At 65.9% G+C, this 17,843-nt stretch carries 20 protein-coding genes; 13 read left to right on the top strand and 7 right to left on the bottom strand.

The annotated features are described in order from the left end of the window. Positions 1 to 41 precede the first annotated feature (41 nt). Entirely contained in the window at positions 42 to 641 is a 600-nt protein-coding gene (locus E3T47_RS09040) for a PepSY domain-containing protein (RefSeq protein WP_134555756.1), read from the bottom strand. Positions 642 to 897: 256 nt separating this feature from the next. Between E3T47_RS09040 and E3T47_RS09045 the strand changes: the two genes are divergently transcribed. Both E3T47_RS09045 and E3T47_RS09050 read left to right on the top strand, forming a co-directional pair. Continuing rightward, positions 898 to 1,698, top strand: a complete 801-nt coding sequence (locus E3T47_RS09045; RefSeq protein ID WP_134555757.1) for a nuclease-related domain-containing protein — start codon at positions 898 to 900, stop codon at positions 1,696 to 1,698. Between the two features lie 406 nt (positions 1,699 to 2,104). Further along, positions 2,105 to 2,863 carry a hypothetical protein gene (locus E3T47_RS09050; protein ID WP_134555758.1) on the top strand — a complete coding sequence of 253 codons (759 nt, stop codon included), beginning with the start codon at positions 2,105 to 2,107 and terminating at the stop codon, positions 2,861 to 2,863. On the opposite strand, the gene E3T47_RS09055 is transcribed toward E3T47_RS09050, so the two are convergent. Then, positions 2,860 to 3,069: a hypothetical protein gene (locus tag E3T47_RS09055; protein ID WP_134555759.1), complete on the bottom strand. Its 210-nt coding sequence runs from the start codon at positions 3,067 to 3,069 to the stop codon at positions 2,860 to 2,862. The genes E3T47_RS09050 and E3T47_RS09055 overlap by 4 nt on opposite strands. A gap of 256 nt (positions 3,070 to 3,325) precedes the next feature. Here E3T47_RS09055 and E3T47_RS09060 point away from each other — a divergent pair, with 256 nt between their 5' ends. Then, positions 3,326 to 4,201 carry a nuclease-related domain-containing protein gene (locus E3T47_RS09060; protein ID WP_134555760.1) on the top strand — a complete coding sequence of 292 codons (876 nt, stop codon included), beginning with the start codon at positions 3,326 to 3,328 and terminating at the stop codon, positions 4,199 to 4,201. A gap of 9 nt (positions 4,202 to 4,210) precedes the next feature. Here E3T47_RS09060 and E3T47_RS09065 read toward each other — a convergent pair whose 3' ends face one another. Beyond that, positions 4,211 to 4,912: a DUF7002 family protein gene (locus E3T47_RS09065; RefSeq protein ID WP_134555761.1), complete on the bottom strand. Its 702-nt coding sequence runs from the start codon at positions 4,910 to 4,912 to the stop codon at positions 4,211 to 4,213. Between the two features lie 229 nt (positions 4,913 to 5,141). Then, entirely contained in the window at positions 5,142 to 5,480 is a 339-nt protein-coding gene (locus tag E3T47_RS09070; RefSeq protein ID WP_134555762.1) for a transketolase-like TK C-terminal-containing protein, read from the bottom strand. A gap of 51 nt (positions 5,481 to 5,531) precedes the next feature. Between E3T47_RS09070 and E3T47_RS09075 the strand changes: the two genes are divergently transcribed. The 4 genes from E3T47_RS09075 to E3T47_RS09090 all read left to right on the top strand — a co-directional run bounded on the left by E3T47_RS09075 (position 5,532) and on the right by E3T47_RS09090 (position 9,163). After that, positions 5,532 to 6,692: an ROK family protein gene (locus E3T47_RS09075; RefSeq protein WP_134555763.1), complete on the top strand. Its 1,161-nt coding sequence runs from the start codon at positions 5,532 to 5,534 to the stop codon at positions 6,690 to 6,692. Between the two features lie 133 nt (positions 6,693 to 6,825). Continuing rightward, the gene (locus E3T47_RS09080) at positions 6,826 to 7,302 is read left to right on the top strand and encodes a PTS sugar transporter subunit IIA (RefSeq protein WP_134555764.1); all 477 of its coding nucleotides are present in this window, start codon (positions 6,826 to 6,828) and stop codon (positions 7,300 to 7,302) included. Further along, entirely contained in the window at positions 7,299 to 7,571 is a 273-nt protein-coding gene (locus E3T47_RS09085; RefSeq protein ID WP_104198216.1) for a PTS sugar transporter subunit IIB, read from the top strand. The genes E3T47_RS09080 and E3T47_RS09085 overlap by 4 nt, the downstream gene beginning before the upstream one ends. Before the next feature lie 47 nt (positions 7,572 to 7,618). Beyond that, on the top strand, positions 7,619 to 9,163 hold the full coding sequence (locus E3T47_RS09090) for a PTS ascorbate transporter subunit IIC (protein WP_134555765.1): 1,545 nt from the start codon (positions 7,619 to 7,621) through the stop codon (positions 9,161 to 9,163). A 69-nt stretch (positions 9,164 to 9,232) separates the two neighbouring features. On the opposite strand, the gene E3T47_RS09095 is transcribed toward E3T47_RS09090, so the two are convergent. After that, complete coding sequence (locus E3T47_RS09095; RefSeq protein WP_134555766.1) at positions 9,233 to 10,210, bottom strand: NAD(P)H-quinone oxidoreductase; 978 nt, start codon at positions 10,208 to 10,210, stop codon at positions 9,233 to 9,235. A gap of 244 nt (positions 10,211 to 10,454) precedes the next feature. On the opposite strand from E3T47_RS09095, the gene E3T47_RS09100 reads away from it, so the two are divergent. From E3T47_RS09100 to E3T47_RS09120, 5 genes are all read left to right on the top strand, one after another. After that, on the top strand, positions 10,455 to 11,492 hold the full coding sequence (locus E3T47_RS09100) for a 2-keto-3-deoxygluconate permease (protein ID WP_134555767.1): 1,038 nt from the start codon (positions 10,455 to 10,457) through the stop codon (positions 11,490 to 11,492). 39 nt (positions 11,493 to 11,531) lie between these two features. Next, complete coding sequence (locus tag E3T47_RS09105; RefSeq protein WP_134555768.1) at positions 11,532 to 12,944, top strand: four-carbon acid sugar kinase family protein; 1,413 nt, start codon at positions 11,532 to 11,534, stop codon at positions 12,942 to 12,944. Next, on the top strand, positions 12,941 to 13,966 hold the full coding sequence (pdxA, locus tag E3T47_RS09110) for a 4-hydroxythreonine-4-phosphate dehydrogenase PdxA (protein WP_134555769.1): 1,026 nt from the start codon (positions 12,941 to 12,943) through the stop codon (positions 13,964 to 13,966). The genes E3T47_RS09105 and pdxA overlap by 4 nt, the downstream gene beginning before the upstream one ends. Before the next feature lie 5 nt (positions 13,967 to 13,971). Continuing rightward, a complete protein-coding gene (locus E3T47_RS16560; RefSeq protein WP_206751336.1) occupies positions 13,972 to 14,925 on the top strand; it encodes a GntR family transcriptional regulator in 954 nt (317 codons plus the stop codon). Between the two features lie 124 nt (positions 14,926 to 15,049). Beyond that, complete coding sequence (locus E3T47_RS09120; protein WP_134555771.1) at positions 15,050 to 16,300, top strand: MFS transporter; 1,251 nt, start codon at positions 15,050 to 15,052, stop codon at positions 16,298 to 16,300. A gap of 125 nt (positions 16,301 to 16,425) precedes the next feature. On the opposite strand, the gene E3T47_RS09125 is transcribed toward E3T47_RS09120, so the two are convergent. Beyond that, complete coding sequence (locus tag E3T47_RS09125; RefSeq protein WP_134555772.1) at positions 16,426 to 16,920, bottom strand: DNA alkylation repair protein; 495 nt, start codon at positions 16,918 to 16,920, stop codon at positions 16,426 to 16,428. A 116-nt stretch (positions 16,921 to 17,036) separates the two neighbouring features. Here E3T47_RS09125 and E3T47_RS15895 point away from each other — a divergent pair, with 116 nt between their 5' ends. Beyond that, positions 17,037 to 17,195 (top strand): hypothetical protein, encoded by a 159-nt coding sequence (locus E3T47_RS15895; RefSeq protein ID WP_166805677.1) that lies wholly within the window; start codon positions 17,037 to 17,039, stop codon positions 17,193 to 17,195. A 195-nt stretch (positions 17,196 to 17,390) separates the two neighbouring features. On the opposite strand, the gene E3T47_RS09130 is transcribed toward E3T47_RS15895, so the two are convergent. Next, positions 17,391 to 17,801 (bottom strand): YkvA family protein, encoded by a 411-nt coding sequence (locus tag E3T47_RS09130; RefSeq protein WP_134555773.1) that lies wholly within the window; start codon positions 17,799 to 17,801, stop codon positions 17,391 to 17,393. Positions 17,802 to 17,843 lie beyond the last annotated feature (42 nt).

The raw sequence follows: 17,843 nt of genomic DNA on the forward strand, positions 1-17,843 counted from the left end.
GAAGCGCTGGGCGAATTCGCCCAGCGCTTCACGGCAAAGACCTACTGCTGAACGTCGTCGATGCTCACGACGACGAAGTTGGCGTCGAGGTCGACGTCGCGGTCGCTGCCGTCGTCGAGGGTGACCTCAACCTCGTAGAGGTGATCCCAGTCGTCGTCCCGATCGAAGTCGGTGACGCGACCGCTGCCGACCGCGGAGAGGGCTGCGGCTTCGGCACTGGCACGCTCACTCGCGGCCTGGTCGGTGGCGCTCGTGTCGGCCGTAGCGCTCGCAGTCGAGCTCGGTGCCGCTGAGCTGTCGTCTGATGAGCTGTTGTTTGACAAGTTGCTGCTGTCGTCGTTGTCGTAGTCGCCGACCCAGACCACGTCGAACGAATCGTTTAGCTCTACATCAACCGCGGTGCCGTCGTCGAGGCGCACCTCGAGGTCGTAGGCGCTTCCGCCGTCGTCGTTGCGGTTGGCGCTCGTCACCGTGCCCGGGCCCACTTCGGCCAGGGCGGCGTTGCTCGCGCGGTCGAGGGTCTCGCCGGTGAGCGGGCCGTCGTTGTCACCCATGTCGCTGACGGCCAGGGCAACGCCCGCGCCGCCCAGCGCGACTGCGACGCCTACAGCGGTCGCGATGAGTATGTTCTTCTTGTTCATGGTTCAGGTGCCTTACGTTGGTGCCCCCAGGCGCAGGAGACCGTATGGCCATGCCCGAGTTGCTGCCTCAGCCTAAGCGGGTCAAGGTACACCCCCTAACGTGCGTGCGCAAGCCGCAGCTGGTGCACCGGCTTGCCGATCGGGTGCCGCCCAGCGCGACAGGGCTCCTAACGGCCTTCACCTGCAAGTACCGCAAACGGGGGCTCTTGCGGTCATCCTCCGTACGGCTATATTCAAACTCCCGAACAGGAGAACCGTGACTATCGAAGCTCCGATCATGCGACAGCGCTGCCCGGCGCAGTCGATCATAGAAGTGCTCCTGCTGGAGCAGCGTCTGGTGGCGCCCCGCAATCCACTGCAACGGCTGATGGGCCGTTCCCCACTCGGCACCGACGGCGCGCGCTGCTTCGACGCTGCCCGCGCCGAAATCGCGGTGGGCCAGGCGCTGGCCGAACTGCCCAGCGAATGGATCGTCTTTCATTCCCTGCCGGTCGGCGACAGCGGCGCCGACGTTGACCACCTGGTGATCGGCCCCGGCGGCGTGTTCGCCCTCCACTCCGACCGGCAGGCGCGCAAAGCCGTGCAGGTCGCCGGGCGCAGCGTGCGGGTCGGTACCCGAAAAATTCCGTATATAAGGGAAGCTGAATACGAGGCCGTCAGTCTCACCACTCTTCTCTCCCAACGCATGCCGCGCGCCGCGTCCGTGCACGGCGTCGTCGTGCTTGTGGATACCAAGAGCGTGATCGTGAAGGCGCAGCCGTCGCGGGTCAAAGTCATCGAGGCCGTCGACCTGTGCGCGTGGCTCCAGGGACTGCCGGCGGTGCTGGCGCCACTTGGTCGGCTGGAAATTGCTGGGTTCGTCGAGAATCCCTTGCTCTGGCAGGCCCTCACAGCACTGGAGCCGGCCGAGATCCTGCGACGCTTCGGCGAGCTCGAGGCCGAAGTAGCCAGCGCCCGGCGCACCCGTCTGTTGTGGTTGCCGCTGGGAATCGTGCTCAGCACCCTCACTGCCCTGGAAATTCTGCTGACATTGCCCGGGCTCATGGGCGCGTTGTAGCACGACTGCCGGGCCGCAGTCCAGTTCTGAAAAGTAGACCTCGCCCGGTGTGTCAGCGACTGACGCTGCGGACTCGGAGGGTGCGACGGGTGCGACGACCGGTTCGGCGCCCGGAGTCGCGAGCTCGTCGGGGCGGTCCGACAGGATGCGCGTCATCGCATCAGGCTCGGCCGCCGTCACCCACAGCGCCTACGACGCTCTAGCCGGTCTCGGGTGCACGCTCCTTCACGGTCATGAGACTCCTTCTGACTTCAGATCCACGACCCTGCGAATATACGTTGCCCCGCCCGGCCGCCGCGAAACCCGGGGCGGCGGGCCCGCATCCGCTTGGTGAAGAGTCCCCCATTCTGGGGGTCTTGCAGTGAGGGTGGCACTGGCAAAATGTAGAACCCGGCGAGGAGCACTCATGACTCACACTCTCTCCACGCGGCGGCGTCTGGTGACGCCCCCGGAACTGCCTGAATCGCCTTGCACCGGAGCGCGTCGATCATCGACTGGCCCAGCTTGGCCGCTCGGCCTTGCGTCGCGTCAGGCTGCCGCTACGCCGACCGACCTGGCGCTGGTCCGTGCGCGCAATGAGAGTGCGGTCGACGAAGTGCTCGCGACGCTACCGGACCACTGGGCCGCCTTCGCCTCACCGGCGTTGGGAGGTGACGGAGCGAGCGCGGTGCGCCTGCTCGTTGGGCCAGGTGGAGTATTTGCGCTGTACACGCAGCTCTACGACGGGCGGATCGTCTGGGTGCACCGGCACACGTTGTTCGTCGTCGGGCAGCGCTCACCGAATCTGGTGCTTGCCGAATCCGGAGCGCGGCGCCTCACGCTTTTGCTGCGTGGGCGGCTGCCGCTGCGCAGTGCAGTTCAGCCGGCGCTGGTCGTGCTGGGCGCCCGCGCGCTGTGGGTCACCGGCCGTTCGGCGTCGGGAAAGATGGCGTCGGGCAGTACGGCTTCAGGACAGACCGGGGCAGGGCGGGCGACGCAGCGTCAAACGCCGCCCGTGCCCGTGCCCGTACTCAGCGCGGCGACGCTCAGCCAATGGCTGGCCGCGCGTCCGCAGGTGTTGCGCCCGATCGAACGCATGGAATTGGCCGCTGTGATCGACAACCCGGTGACCTGGGGTATTCGCCCGTCGATAGTGCCGCGATCTGACACGGGCGATAGCCGCTAGCGTTTGGCGGGCCCGTGGCCCTTGGCCGAGAGCAGGCGCGCGCGCACCGAGAACGCGCCGCCGATCACGAGCGAGACCACGGCCGCCGGAAGGATCACGTCGACGAACTGGTTGCCCGAGAGCAGATTGGCCAGCAGCAGCAGAACGGCCAGGCCGCTGAATCCGAGTCCCGTGATCGCGCAAACGTTGAAAGTCAGGTGCTTCACGAGCAGATCCAATCGGTGGGTTGGCTTTCAGGCTAGCCGACGTTGCCCTGCTTAGTGGGGGAGGCCGCCTTCGGGGTCGCACCCCTAGAGTGACAGCGGACGCTCCGCGCCAGCCTCGCACGTCGCTCCACACGCGAGTGAGAATTACTTAGGAATTGCTAACCAACGCTGCGACGCTGCCGATTGTCTGTACGGAAACGGCGGATGTCGGTGCCACGACAATACGGGGTGCGAACCCGTGGTGAGGCAAGTGAACGTGGCTATAACAATTCTCGGCGCTGGAGTACCAGCTTGTGACAGCGAGCCTGCACGCTTGTTGGCGTCGGTCGTACCCACCGCAACCGGTCGATTTGCGGGCCAGTCCGTCGTCGAGGAACTGCTCCGCCAACATGGCGATCGGCCACCGCGATCCCGACTCGCCCGCACCCTGGGCGCCTCGCCGCTCGATGTGAACGAGCTGAGCTGGTTGCGCGCCGCGCAGGCAGAAATGATTGTCGGGGACATCCTCGGACGGCTGCCCGAGGGCTACAGCGTCTATCATTCCCTGCCCATTCGCAATACGGCCTTCTGGGTCGATCACCTCGTCGTCGGCCCCGGTGGAATCTTCTCGATCAACTCGAAGACCCACTGGGACCGCGATTTGACCGGGTCGATGCGTTCGATTCCCATCGGCGAACACGCCATGCCCTACCTGCGCGATGCCCAGTTCGAATCGGCCCAGATCACCGCGCTGCTGGCCGCAGTGATGCCGGGGACGACCGTGGTGCAACCCGTGATCGTGCTGGTCAACCCGCACAAGATTCTGCTCGCCCGCAAACCCGATGCCGTGACGGTCATCGACTCGCCACGCCTGCGCCGGTGGCTCGTCGGACGCACGCAGGTGTTCAGCGCTGAGCAGCAGGCCGCGCTCACCGCCCTCATCGACGACCCGACAACCTGGCTGGAGGCCGGCCAGCCGCTCGCGCCGGCGCACCTGCACGCCCGGTTCACCGCGCTCGAACAGCAGGTCGCGGCTGCCCGCACCCGGCGCACGACGTTCACGGTTCTCGCCGCCGCGGCCGCCACGACCCTGTTCGCTCTCGCGACCTCGCCCCTCATCGTCACCGCCGTCGAGTACCTCGCGGCCCGCTGAGCCGCAGAGTCAGGCGAGGCGCTCGAGAGTCGTGCCCTCCCGCATCCGCTCGACGCGTACGACGTGGTCGCGCAGGTCGCGTACCCCGCGAGGGATAGCGAGTTCGGCGACATCCTGCCCCTTCGTCACGGCGTGTGACCGGGTGGGATGCCGGTAGTCCTCGATTGACGCGAAGGTACCCCGCCCGCGCGGTTCCTTGCTGTGCCGTTGCGCGAACCCGGAGTTGATCGCGCTCAGCTCGATCTCGTCTTCGTGGGCGGCGACCAGGCTCCTGGTATTCAGGGTGATCACGGTGTGGGCATCGTCGCGATAGGAGCGGGCGTTTAGCAGGTCGCGCAGCAACCGGGGCTGCAGGTGAAAGAAGACGCGGTCGTTGAGGGCCGCGTACCACTCCGTGAGGGTCATGTCTTCGAGGGCGTCCTCGAGCGACGCCTCATGGATGGCCTTTTGATGACGGATGACCGCGGTTCCGAATTCCGCATGCTCCAGCACGCGTGACTCACCGCGCCGCTTGCCGAGAATGATGGCCTGCGGGGCTCCCTGCCTGACACCCCAGCGGGTCACGAGCGCGGTCGGACTGAGCAGCCCGTGTCGCTCGATGGCGGGCCAGCTTTGGTCGGCGGCCACGTGGTAGAGCTCGGGGTAAAGACGAATCAGATCGCGGGACAACACGGTTCGAGCGTACTCGCCGCCGGCGCGGCGCCGAGCCACGCACAACTCACTGGACAAAATCACTCTGGTCGAGTGTCGCGAGCACCGTGCGGCAGCTCGTTGACGCCCGCGGCGCCATATTCACCAGGGCGATCTGGCTCAGTGAGATCGTCACCCGCGTGCACGCGCCGCTCCGATTTCACGGTGACGTGCGCTCGAAAGTTCTGCCCCGCAAAGGCCGCTTCGTTCAAAGGGGCGCGAACTGCGGCTCCCACGTGCCGGAGAGGAGCTATGGCTGGGTCGGGGCCCATTCGGCAATGATCTCGGCGCCGCTACCCGATTCGACGAAGTCGTCGATTCCGACGACTTCGCCGTCCAGCCCCACCCAGCGCCACCAAGAGCAGCTGCGTGCGGCCTCAATGGCCACCCGGGCGTGCACGGCGGGCGGCAGTACCTCATCGCGGTAGGCCTGAGAAGCCTCGGCAAACCACTCCATGCACGGCATCGATACCACGCGCACCGCGAGACCGTCGGCGCTGAGCCGTTCCGCCGCTGCCATTGCGAGGGAGACTTCGGCGAAGGCATCAGCAGTGACATCGATGGTGACAAGACTGCGTTTCAGAGTCATACTTCACACATTGGTATATTCATATACATAAGTCAATAAAGAGGAGCTTCAGTGGCACGCGCCATGTCGACCGGTTCAGGCGTCGTGCTCGACCTCATACGCACGGGCGCTGCAACCACCCGGCCGGCACTGATCGACGAGCTCGGCTGGTCGCGCATCACGCTGGCTCGCCGCCTCGACGAACTGCTCGCCGCCGGCATCATCATGGTTGCCGGCCAGACTGATTCTCGCGGTGGCAGACCGGCCGAAAGCTTCGCGATCAACAAAGACGCCGGACTGCTTCTCAGTGTCGATATCGGCGGCTCGCACACCCGCGTGGCCGTTACCGATCTGGTCTCGACGATCCTCATCGAAGACGAGGCCGATATCGGGCTCTGGGAAGGCCCCGACACCGTCTTCACGTGGGCCAATCAGGTCTTCGACTATCTCCTTCGCCGGCTCGGTAAGACCCGCGCCGACGTGCGCGGGATCGGCGTGGGCGTGCCCGGTCCGGTGGATGCCGCGACCGGCAGACTCGCCGCCCCCCAAATCGACGCACAGTGGAACGACGTGCTCGTGCAGAACTATTTTCCGGCCGACTTTGTCGCTATTTTCGCCGTCGACCGTGACGTGAACATCATGGCGGTCGCGGAATCCCGACTCGGATGGCCCGAAAATCGGGACCTCACCGTACTCAAGGTGGGGCTCGGCATTGGCTGCGCGTTCGTGCTTGACGGCCGGGTCTACCGGGGTGCCCGCGGCGGCGCTGGCGACTTCTCGCATAGCTTTCGCTACGGCACCGAGCTGTGCAGCTGTGGGCAGCATGGCTGCCTGGAGGCTGTCGCAAGCGGCTATGCGATTCGCCGCGAGCTCAATGCCCTCGGCTACCGCATTCGCACCACCGGCGATATCGTGGCGCTGTCGCGCATGGGCTCACCCGACGCTGTGCGGCTGCTCACCGCGGCCGGCGCCGAAATCGGGCAGGCCCTCATCGACGTTGCCGGCTTGCTGAACCCCGCCATGATCATCATCGGTGGCCAGCTCGCCGAAGCCGGCGACCCCTACCTGTCGTCGCTGCGCGATGCCGTGCTGGCGCGGGTGCGCGCATTTTCCGGCGCCGGTCTCACCGTGGAGCCGAGTCGTCTCGGTAAAAAGGCGGGCGTGCTGGGCGCCTCCCTCATTGCCCAGGATGCCCTTTTCGACGCCGACCGCATCAGTCGCCTCACTCGCTAGGGACTTTCGTCCCGACTTTAGATCACTTATAGACAAAAGTTTCGGATGCGGATTAGGCTCGGATCACGGCGCCAGAGTTTTGGGGCAGACGATGAGGTCTTGCGGTTTGAGGCCGGAATAAGGAGTTGACGGCATGACGGTCAATCTCGCTACCGAACTCGACGCGGCGTCGATACGCACCCACGTCACAGCGGTCGATTGGCAGGCCGCGATCAGGCTGGCCGGCGACGCGCTCGTTGCCGGTGGCGTCACCACCGACGACTACACGGCGGAGATGATCGCCGCCGTTGACAAGCTCGGTCCCTACATCGTCATTGCGCCCGGTCTGGCCATCGCCCACTCGCGTCCCTCACCCGCTGTGCTGCGCGCCGGGCTCAGCTGGGTCACTCTCGATGAGCCGGTGAACTTCGGTCACAAGAAGAACGACCCGGTGTCGCTTGTCATTGGGCTGGCCGCCCTCGACCACGAAGGCCACCTCGAGATGATGCAGGCCCTCGCGGGGGTGCTCATGAACGCCAAACTGGTCGCTGCCCTGAAGGCGGCTGACTCGCCGGCCGAGGTGCTCGCGCTCATGGCCAGCCGCGAACTGCAACGAAAGGCACACTCATGAAGATCATCGCGGTCTGCGGAATGGGAATCGGTACATCCGTTCTCCTGAAAATGAACACCGAGAAGGTGCTGCGAACGCTCGGCATCGATGCCGATGTTGAGGCCGCCGATATCGGTGTGGCTCGCGGCATGGCGCGCGACGCCGAGATTGTGCTCACCAGCGAAGAGCTCGCCGAGGAGATCGGCGACGTCGAGGCCCAAGTCATCGTCATCGACAACTTCTTCGACCTCGACGAGATCACCGAAAAGCTCACCAGCGCACTCGAATAGCCTTGTTTCGTCAACGCACGACTGAGTAGGAGAGGAAGCACCCCCTCATGGAATGGTTCTTAGTCATTCTGGATTTCATCGGCCAGCAGATTTTGAATGTGCCGGCCTATCTCGTGGGCATCATCACGGCCGTCGGGCTCATGGCCTTGCGTCGGCCGGTCGGCGCCATCATCGGCGGCAGCCTCAAGGCGGCTCTCGGCTTTCTCATTCTCGGTGCCGGAGCCGGTGTGGTTGTTGCCTCGCTCACCCCGCTCGGCGACCTGATTCTGCAGGTCACCGGCGCGCAGGGCGTGATTCCGACCAATGAGGTCATCACCGCCTTGGCGGCTGAAGAATTTGGAGCGACGAGCGCCTACGTGCTCGTGGTGGGCTTCATTGTGATGCTGCTGCTCGCACGATTCACCCCACTTAAGTATGTATTTCTCACCGGGCACCACATGGTTTTCATGGCCATGCTGCTCGCGGTCGTGCTCTCGGTCGGATTCGGCTCCGAGCTCAGCTGGCTCGTCGTCGTCATCGGCGGTGGACTGCTCGGCGTGATCATGGTGGTCATGCCAGCCTTCGCTCAGCCGTGGACCAAGCGCATCACCGGCGACGACACCATCGCCATTGGGCACTTCGGAACCCTCGGTTACATCGCCGCCGGCGCGGTCGGCCAAGCCGTCGGCCAGCGCAGCAAGAGCACTGAGCACGTCAACTTTCCGCAAAACCTGCGCTTTCTGCGCGACTCCATGGTGGCCACCTCGGTCTCCATGGTTGCCATCTACATGGTCTTCGCCATTTGGGGTCTTATCGCCCTTCCCCGAGCGGATGCCCTCGGCATCTTCGGCTCGCCCGACGCCGGTGCGTTCATCATGGCCGCTTTCGCCCAGGCCCTGCAGTTTGGCGTGGGTGTGGCCATCATTCTCTACGGTGTGCGAACCATTCTCGGCGAGCTTGTGCCCGCGTTCCAGGGCATCGCCGAGAAAGTTGTTCCCGGCGCCCGCCCCGCGCTCGACATCCCGATCGTCTTTCCGTTCGCGGCCAACGCCGTGCTCATCGGCTTTCTGGCTTCTTTCGCCGGTGGACTGATCAGCCTTGGCGTGCTGGCCATCTGGCTTGGCCCGATGTTCGGTCTCGCCCTGATTCTGCCCGGCATGGTGCCACACTTCTTCACGGGCGGCGGCGCCGGTGTCTACGGCAACGCGACCGGTGGTCGCATCGGTGCCATGGTCGGTGGTTTCGTCAACGGTATCCTGATAACCATTCTGCCAGCCATCCTGCTGCTCGTGCTCGGCGGCCTCGGCTTCGCCAACAGTACCTTCGGCGATACCGACTTCGGCTGGTTCGGAATGCTTATCGGCGTGAGCCTGCTCGGCGACAACACTGCCGTGGGTGTCATGCTCACCGTGGTCATCGGTGTCGTGCTCGTGCTTGCGGCCTGCCTGTTCCAGCTGAAGGTCGTCAACAAAGGCTGGCTGCCCGGCGCCAAGCACACCGCTTTTGTCGACGCGATCGACGCTGACGTCAAGGCCGCCGCTGCCGCAGCGAAGGCCGAGGCCAGGGCCGCACGTGCGGCCGCAGCCGCAGAGCTGGCCGACAAACAGGCGTAGTGGTTCGACGCTGGTCAGAGGGGGTCACGCCGGTCGGTTAGACCCCCTCTCATACAGCCGACGTGCCGGTCAGGGCACGAGCACGATCTTGCCCACGTGAGCGGATGATTCCAGCCGCCGGTGCGCATCCGCTGCGGTCGCGAACGAGAATCTGCCGTCGATCACGGGTCGAAATTCGCCCGACGTGATAAAGGGCCAGACCGCCGACTTGACCGCACGCACGATGGCGATTCTTTCGGCCAGGGAGCGCGCTCGCAGGGTGGTGGCCCAGTATCGGGCACGTTTCTGCATGAGGCGGGCAGGGTCGAACGTGGCTGGTTCGCCGCTCTGGTTGGCGATCACCATGATGCGCCCGTTGACCGCGATGGCCTCGATGTTGCGTGCCGCGTAGGAGCCGCCCATGATGTCAAGGATCACGTCGGCGCCGCGGCCGGAGGTTTCGGCCTTGATCTCGGCCACGAAGTCTTGCTCGCGATAGTTGATCAGGACCTCGGCCCCGAGGCTCTCGCACACCGCGAGTTTCTCCGCCGACCCGGCCGTCACGGCCACCCGGGCGTGCATCAACCGGGCCAGCTGAATAGCCGTTGTGCCGATTCCGCTGCCGCCACCGTGTACGAGCAGGGTCTCACCGGGCGCGAGCTCGCCGCTCATAAATACGTTCGACCACACCGTGGCCAGGGCTTCGATCAGGGCGGCGGCATCGATGAGGTCCATCGACAGCGGCACCAGCAGCGCCAGGCCTTCGTGCACCACGACCTCGGTGGCATAGCCGCCGCCGGGAAGCAGGGCACAGACCCGGTCTCCGATGCCGAAGCGGCTGACGTCATCGCCGATTTCGGTCACTACCCCGGAGACTTCGAGCCCCGGCCACTGGGGTGCGTCGGCGGGAGACGGGTATTTGCCCTGCCGCTGCATGACGTCCGCCCGGTTCACTCCCGCGGCAGCCACCTCCAAACGGATGTCGTGGGACCCGACCTCGAGGTCGGGCACGGTCGTCAGGGTGAGGGCCTCTGGCCCGCCGTGAGAGTTCACGATGATTGCGCGCATACCCGCAGCCTACGCGCAGGGTTGGGCCGGGCGCCGGAGATCGCTGCACGGGCCGTTATCACGCGGCTTCTCGCGCGCCTGCAGTCATCGACGCCAACAGAGGGTTTTTTCGCAGGAGACCCGGGCGCCCGAACCGCATCGGGCGTCGATGGCTTGACATTGCGACCTCACCGGATAGAGTAGGTACATTGTGTACGTACACACTATTCACGGGCATCGCCGCCCATTCCTAAGGAGATTCGCCATGGTAGCCGGATCCAAAATCGTCAGCCGAGTGCCTTTGTTTGACGGCATGAACCGCATTCCCGGTGGGCTGATGCTAATTCCGCTTATTCTCGGCTCGGTTGTCGGCACGTTCTTTCCCGGCTTTCTCACCCTGGGAAACTTCACCACCGCGCTGTTCCAAGCCAGCGCGCTTCCCCTGATCGGCCTGCTGATCTTTGCGACCGGCATGCAAATTACCCTGAAGACGTCCGGTCCGGTTCTTGCCACCTCCGGAGTGCTGTTGCTCTGTAAATCCATTCTCCCGGCCACCGTCGTCGTGCTCCTCGCCCAGATCGTGGGCCTCGACGGAATATTGGGTGTCTCGATTCTCGCCCTGCTCGTCACCATGGACAACAGTAACGGCGGTCTCTGGCTCGCCTTCACCGGGCGCTACGGTGACGCCCGCGACCGCGGCGCGTACATGGCTTCGGCCATCAACGACGGGCCCTTCTTCTCGATGCTCTTCCTCGGCGTCGCCGGCCTCGCCAACATCCCCTTCCAGCTGCTTCTGGCGGCCGTAATTCCGCTGCTGGTCGGCATTCTGGTGGGCAACCTCGACCAGAAGTGGACCGAGATCATGCGCCCGATTCCGAACATGATCATTCCATTCTTCGCCTTCGCGCTGGGTACCGGCATCAACCTGCAGAACGTGCTGGCCGGCGGACTCTCCGGCATCATCGTGGGCATCGTCGCCACCCTGTTCACCGGCGCGCTCGCCTACCTCGGCTACCGCTTCATTCTGCGCCGCGGCAATAAGTCCGGCATCGGCATCGCTTCGGCCACCACGGCCGGCAACGCGATCGCCACTCCGGCCATCATTGCCCTGGCCGACCCCACCTTCGCGCCCTACGTCGAGGTCGCCACAGCCCAGGTCGCGTCCGCAGTACTCGTCACTGCGGTGTTTGCGCCCCTGCTGGCCTCCTGGGTGCTCAAACGAGAGGGTGGCCTGGTCTCCAACGAGCCGGAGACCGAGTCGTCCGGCGACACGGTGTCGATACGCACGATCGAGCACTCGTGACCGGCCACCGCGGCATCCGTCACGATCACACCCGACGCCATGACTGAACCCCGCCCGAACGCCGTGGCGCACCCGGCCCCACCCGCAAGCCCGACGAACGCCGACCATATTGCCGTGGGTATCGTGGCCGATGATCTCACCGGTGGCGGTGATTCCGCGGTGCAATTTGCCCGCGACGGATGGCGCACCCGGCTCTTGCTGACCGCGCCCGACAGCGGGCTCGCGAGCCACGGTACGGTTCTCGCGGTGGTGTCCGATGCCCGTGCCCAGCCCGCGCTGCTCGCGCGGCCAAGCACGTCGGAGGCCGTGGTGGCGCTCGGGAATGCGGGTGTCAATCGGCTGCTGCTCAAAATTGACTCGACGATGCGCGGATCGGCCCACGCCCAAATTCTGGGCGCACTCGACGCCTGGCAGAAGCTTCACACCGCTGCCTTCGCTGTGGTGTGCCCGGCCTATCCGGCGATGAATCGAACCGTGCAGAACGGTCGGGTTCTCGTCAACGGCCAGGGCGTTGAGACCACGGCCGCGGGTACCGACCCGGTGACGCCGGTGACGACGAATCTGCTTTCGGAATTGGTGCCGGGAAGCGTGCACGTCGCCCTCGACAACGGAACCGCTTCGGACCACGCCAAGCAACTGCGCGTAGCGGCCCAGAACCCGACCCGCGTGGTCACGGTCGATGCGGCGACGGATGCGGACATCCTGACACTGGCCGAAGCGGTGGCCCTGCTCGGACCGGAGGCCATTCCCGTCGGGAGCGCCGGGCTTGCCGTTGCGCTCTCACGAGTCTGGTGCCATGACCTCGCCGTGCCCGCGGAGCCAGCGCCGGTGCGGGCTGCGCGTGTCGTTGTCGTGCTCAGTTCACTGCACGATATTTCCCGGTCTCAGTACGATCATCTCGTCGGAGTCACCCCGCCGCAACACGTGCGCACATTCGCGCCGAGCCTCAACGTGTTTCTCGAACCGGGTGCGATCGGCCTCTGGATTGCCGGTGAACTGGCTGCTACCCCGCACCTTCCCGCTATCGTGATCGTGGCGACCCCGTCGGAGCGGCCTGATGCAGCCACTGCCCCGACGACAACCGAAACGGGAACCGAAACGGGAACCGAAACGGCAGCCGAAACGGCGACCGTGATCATCGCCGACGGGCTCGCGACCATCACCGCAGCGCTGTTCGCACACCGTTCCGTGGGCGCCTTGGTGCTGATGGGCGGCGAGGGTGCGCGGGCCGTGCTTAATCGTTTCGATGCCGGCGCCATCGTGGTGACGGACGCGATCCGCGAGGGAATTCCGGTGGGTCTGATCGATGGCGGCCTGGCCGATGGCCTCACGGTTGTCACGAAGGCCGGCGGCTTCGGTGCCACCTCGTCGATTGCCGACATTCTTCCCCAACTCCTGGCTGACCACGTGCTCAGCCCCACAGCCAACCCGAACACTGGAGTACACCCATGACGCTTCCCATCCTTGCGCTCACTATTGGAGACGTGGCCGGAATCGGTCCCGAGATCACGGCCAAGACGCTCCTCGGCCACGGAGACGTTCGCACCCGCTGCGTTCCCGTCGTGATCGGCGATGAGGCGGCGATGCGCCGTGGCGTGCTCAATGTGGGCGGCGACCCGGCGGCTATTCGCGTGATCAAGAGTGTTGCCGATGCTCGTAACGAGCCCGGAACGATTGAGCTGTTGCAGACCGGTCCGTCGCTCGAGCACGTGGAGCAGGGTGTGCTCAGCGCGGCGGCCGGCGATGCCGCCTACCGTTTTGTGGTGGAAGCCTGCCGGCTCGCCCGCGCCGGCGAGGTACAGGGAATCGTCACCGCGCCGCTGAACAAGGCCGCGATGCATGCCGGGGGGCACAGCTGGCCCGGCCACACCGAGCTGCTCGCCCACGAGTTTGGGGTGAAAAATTTCTCCCTCGTGCTGTCGGCCGGGGACCTGTACTTCTTTCACCTCACCACACACGTGTCGATGCGGCAGGCGATCGAGAACCTCACGATCGAGCGCACCCTGACGGTATTGGAACTGGCTGGCGCATTCGCCAAGTCCATGGGTAAGCCCAATGAGGTCATCGGGCTCGCCGGACTGAACCCGCATGCCGGTGAAAATCGCCTCTTCGGAAATGAAGATGCCGACATTTTGGCCCCGGCCGTGGCCGAGGCTCGGGCTCGTGGACTCAACGTCGTGGGCCCCCTGCCCGGCGACGCCCTGATACCGGCAGCCGTGCGCGGAAAGTACGACCTGGTCGTGGTCTGCTACCACGACCAGGGGCACGCTCCCTTCAAGGCCGTCTACGGTGACGATGGAGTGAACATCACGGTCGGGCTGCCGGTCGTGCGCGTATCGGTCGACCACGGCACCGCGTTCGATATCGCCGGTCAGGGAATCGCCCGCGAGGCCAGCCTCGTGCTGTCGCTGGAGCGCGCCGCCGCACTCGCGCCCGGGTGGGACCACGTGTGGCGGGCCGCGCAGAAGGCCTAAGCGTCATGACCGGCCAAGCGGATGCCGCGGCAGCGCCGGTCGCGCGGCCCGGACGATGCCGTGCTCCGGCCTACGATGGAATGATGTGGCTAGATGAGGTGCCCGCCAGCGCGGTCGATTCGGCAAACGGCGCCCCGCTGCACAGCCAAGTGGGGGCGATCATCCGTTCACACATCGTGGACGGCGTGCTCCCGCCCGGGTCGCAGTTGCCCACCGAGGCCGAGTTGCAAAATCGATTTGGGGTGTCCCGTTCGGTCGTTCGTCAGGCGTTGGCCGCGCTCAGCGCCGACGGCCTCGTGCAACGCGGTCGCGGGCGCGGCAGCGTGGTGTCGCCGCGCGGAGAGCATCATCGTCTCGTGCAGCGCATGTCGGGACTGTCCACCCAGATCTCGGCCGAGGGTGCTGACGTCTTCACGACCGTGCTCGCATTAGCGCCCGAGCAGAATGCTGTCGCGTCGGCGGCGCTGGGCGCGGCTGAGGTCGTGGGTATCCGTCGCCTGAGATCTGCGGGCACCGGCCCCCTGGCGGTCATTCACACCTGGCTTCCCTCGTCGATCGGTGGCGGCCTCACGGCGGCCGAGCTGACGGATGCCTCGCTACACACCGTTTTGCGTTCCCGCCTGGGCGTGTCGATCGTCTCCGGGCGCCGTCAGGTGCGCGCAGTATCGGCAACGACGGCACTGGCACAGCTGTTGGAGATCGCCGTGGGGGAGCCGGTGCTGCTGCTCGAAGGCACAAGCCTGGACGAAAACGGCGTGCCCATCGAGCTGTTCTCCACCTGGCACCGCGCCGACCGGGTGGTTTTCGACCTCGACGTGGTCGGCGCAGACGTGTCAGCCTTGGCCCCCGCACCAGCAGACGCCGGCGACCGCCCCACTCGCGCTCAGCTGGCGGGCATGGCCGCAGCTCTGGCCCGTCAGCTGCATGACCTGTCGGTAGAAATGGCTCGAAGCGACTGACCAACGGTGATGTCCGTGGGCCTCGGACCCACCCGCTTACGGCCGTGATCGACATGAAAGGCACCGATTTGAGCATCATGACACACCGTCTCGCCGCCCTGATCAAGCGGATGAAGAGGGTCGAGTGCCATCGCAGCGACCGGCTGGCGGCTGCGTTCCCGCCCCGCTCGCGGACTCTCGTGCGTACCTGATGCGCCGGCGCGAGTCGGGCACTGGCGCGGTGGTGCTCGCGGTGGGCGCCACCATCACGGGCGGGCTGCCAGTGTTCCTGCTCGGCGCCCTGTTCGTGCAGATCCAGGGCGATATTCCGGCGCCGCAGTGGGTGCTCGGCGCGGCCGTGGCCAGTTACTGGGGTGCGGCCGCGGTGATGTCCCTGATGGCCGGGCGCGTGGTGTCATGGTTGGGCATCCGTTCGGCAACGCTGTTCGGGGTGGTAATTGGCGCGTTGAGCCTGATCGGAGGGGCTTTTCTGGTGCCGTCGTGGGTGTGGCTGCTGGTGTGGGCTGCGGTTGGTGGGGTGTGCAACGGCATCAGTCATCCGGCGGCGAATCAGCTGATCAACCTGCGTGTGCGGCGGGGAATGCTCGCGACGGCGTTCGGCATCAAGCAGTCGGCGATTCCGTTTGCCGCGTTCCTGGCCGGGCTGGCGGTGCCCGCGCTCGCGCTCACCCTGGGCTGGCACTGGGGGTTCGGGCTCGCCGGCCTGTTCGCGCTCGCCGTGGGCGCACTGTTCTGGTGGTCGGTGCCACGCGGTGAGCTGGCGCGCCTCCGGCTCGGTGGATCGCACGTGCCGTTGACCCCACCGCTGATGAAATATCTGTTGCTGATGACCAGCGTCACGACGCTCTCGGCCGCGGCCACCGGCGCCGTCACCGCGTATGCGGTGATCACGGGCATCGAGCGCGGACTGCCGTTGGCCGGGGCAGGCATTCTGTTGAGCGTGGGTGGCCTGCTCAGTGTCGTCGTGCGCGTCGTCGTCGGCAGAATCGCCGACCGGGCCAACAGCACGTTCGCACTCGCCACCGTAGCCGTCATGATGTGCATCGGCGGCGCCGGCGTATTACTGATGGCGGTCGACACCCAGTGGACGTTCGTGGCGGGCATGCTGCTGGCCCTCGGGATCGGCTGGGGTTGGCCGGGGCTCACGCACTTCGTGGTGTCCCGGGTGGCGGGGCCGGCCACCCCGAGCGCGACCGGCATCGTGCAGATCGGCACCTATGTCGGCAGCGGTGCCGGCCCCCTCGCCTTCGGACTGCTCTACGCGGCCGTGCCGGAGATGACGCTGTGGATCATTGTCGGCGCGGTGCAGATCCTGGCCGGGTACATCGCGTTCGTGCTCGCCCGAAAGACTCCGCCCGTGGTGCCCGTCGTCTAAGCCAGGGGCGATTCGCCAGCCACAGTAAACCCCCCTGGAATCATCAAGACCCTGCCGTTCCGGGACATTCTCACCGACCTTGGCGAACCTCAACTCCGATGAGGAGTTCCCCTCGATGTTGGCAGTCACGCGCGAGCGATTTTCGCGTTGACGCCGTGGGCCGCGCGGCGCAGCCACGGGTCACCGTCGCCGGACCACCGCACCAGGGACGCATCCGCTCGGCCACGATACGCGCCGGTCAGCGCCTGCACCAGGGGCAGCACCACATCGAAGGTGAGCGGATCCGCGAGCTCTGGCAGCCCCGCTCCGCGCAGAAACCCCTCAATACGCGTGAGGTCGGTGTTGTCGAGCCGGGTCACGTTCGATTGCAGCAGCACGATCGCCGCGAGGCGGCGTTCGAATACCGGCACATTCCACAGCTCGGAGCTCAGGGCGGTCACGTCGTCGTGCGTCATGTTCTTGTACCGGCGGGCCAAGTCGCGGACGGTTCCCCGCACGGCACCCACCGACGCGCCATAGAACTCGAGCTTGTTCCCCAAGCGGGCCTGCGCCTCAGCTGCCCGCTCCCAAGTGGCTTCGTATTGCAGCGTGCGGTCCACGAAGTCACCGGCGTCAGTCATCCATCTATTCTGCCGCGCGCACCGTGGCAGGACTGCGCATGGGTCATCCAGCGGATGCCCCGACCTCGCCGGTCGTGTGGCCTGGACGATGCCGCCCACCGACCTACGATGGAACAATGTGGCTAGATGTGGTGCCCGCCAGCGCGGTCGATCCGGCGAACGGCACCCCGCAGTACAGTCAGGTGGGAGCGATCATCCGTTCTCATATCGCAGGCCGGGGCAACAGCACGTTCGCGCTCGCCCGAAAGACTCCGCCCGTGGCGCCCGTCGTCTAAGCCAGGAATCAGCACGGCCACGAGTAGAAAGTGCTTCGCATTTCACCCCTTGCAGCTTGGCTCTCGGGTGCGCACGCGCCGGGCGTAGAGTGCGCGAATTAAACAACTCCTCGCCTGCTGGCGACGCGTTCGGTTGCCAGGAAACCGACCGTCAACGTCTCCGCGCGCCACCCGATCGACGTCAAAGGTTTTTGCTCAGCCGAGTCCGACAAGCATGCGCAGGGCGCTGAGCCCCTGCGGCGTACCGGGCCAGTGCCGGTCCAAGGCATCCGCTCCGGCGTGCCGCGTTGCAAACCTCAGCACCAACGCCACGATGATCGCGTCGTCCGCGTATCCGATCACCGGAATGAAGTCGGGCACCAGATCGATCGGTAGCAGCAGGTACACCAGGAGTACGACCAGCCAGATTCGAGCCCCGCGGGGCACGGTCGGGTCGGTGGCGAGGCGCCGCGTGAGCCGCAAAACGTCGGGACCGAGGCGGAGAGCGTCGACCAGTTTGATCTTCTCCGCCTGACCGCGGGAGATCCACAAGAGCGCCCCGATCAACGCTGACCACAGCAATACGAGGCCGCCGAGCACGCTGACCAGCACCTGCCACCATTCCATGTGCTCAACAGTAGCCGCGCCGGTCTCAGAGCTCGCCACACG

Origin of the sequence: Cryobacterium ruanii (assembly GCF_004404055.1) — a bacterium.
Classification (GTDB): Bacteria; Actinomycetota; Actinomycetes; order Actinomycetales; family Microbacteriaceae; genus Cryobacterium; species Cryobacterium ruanii.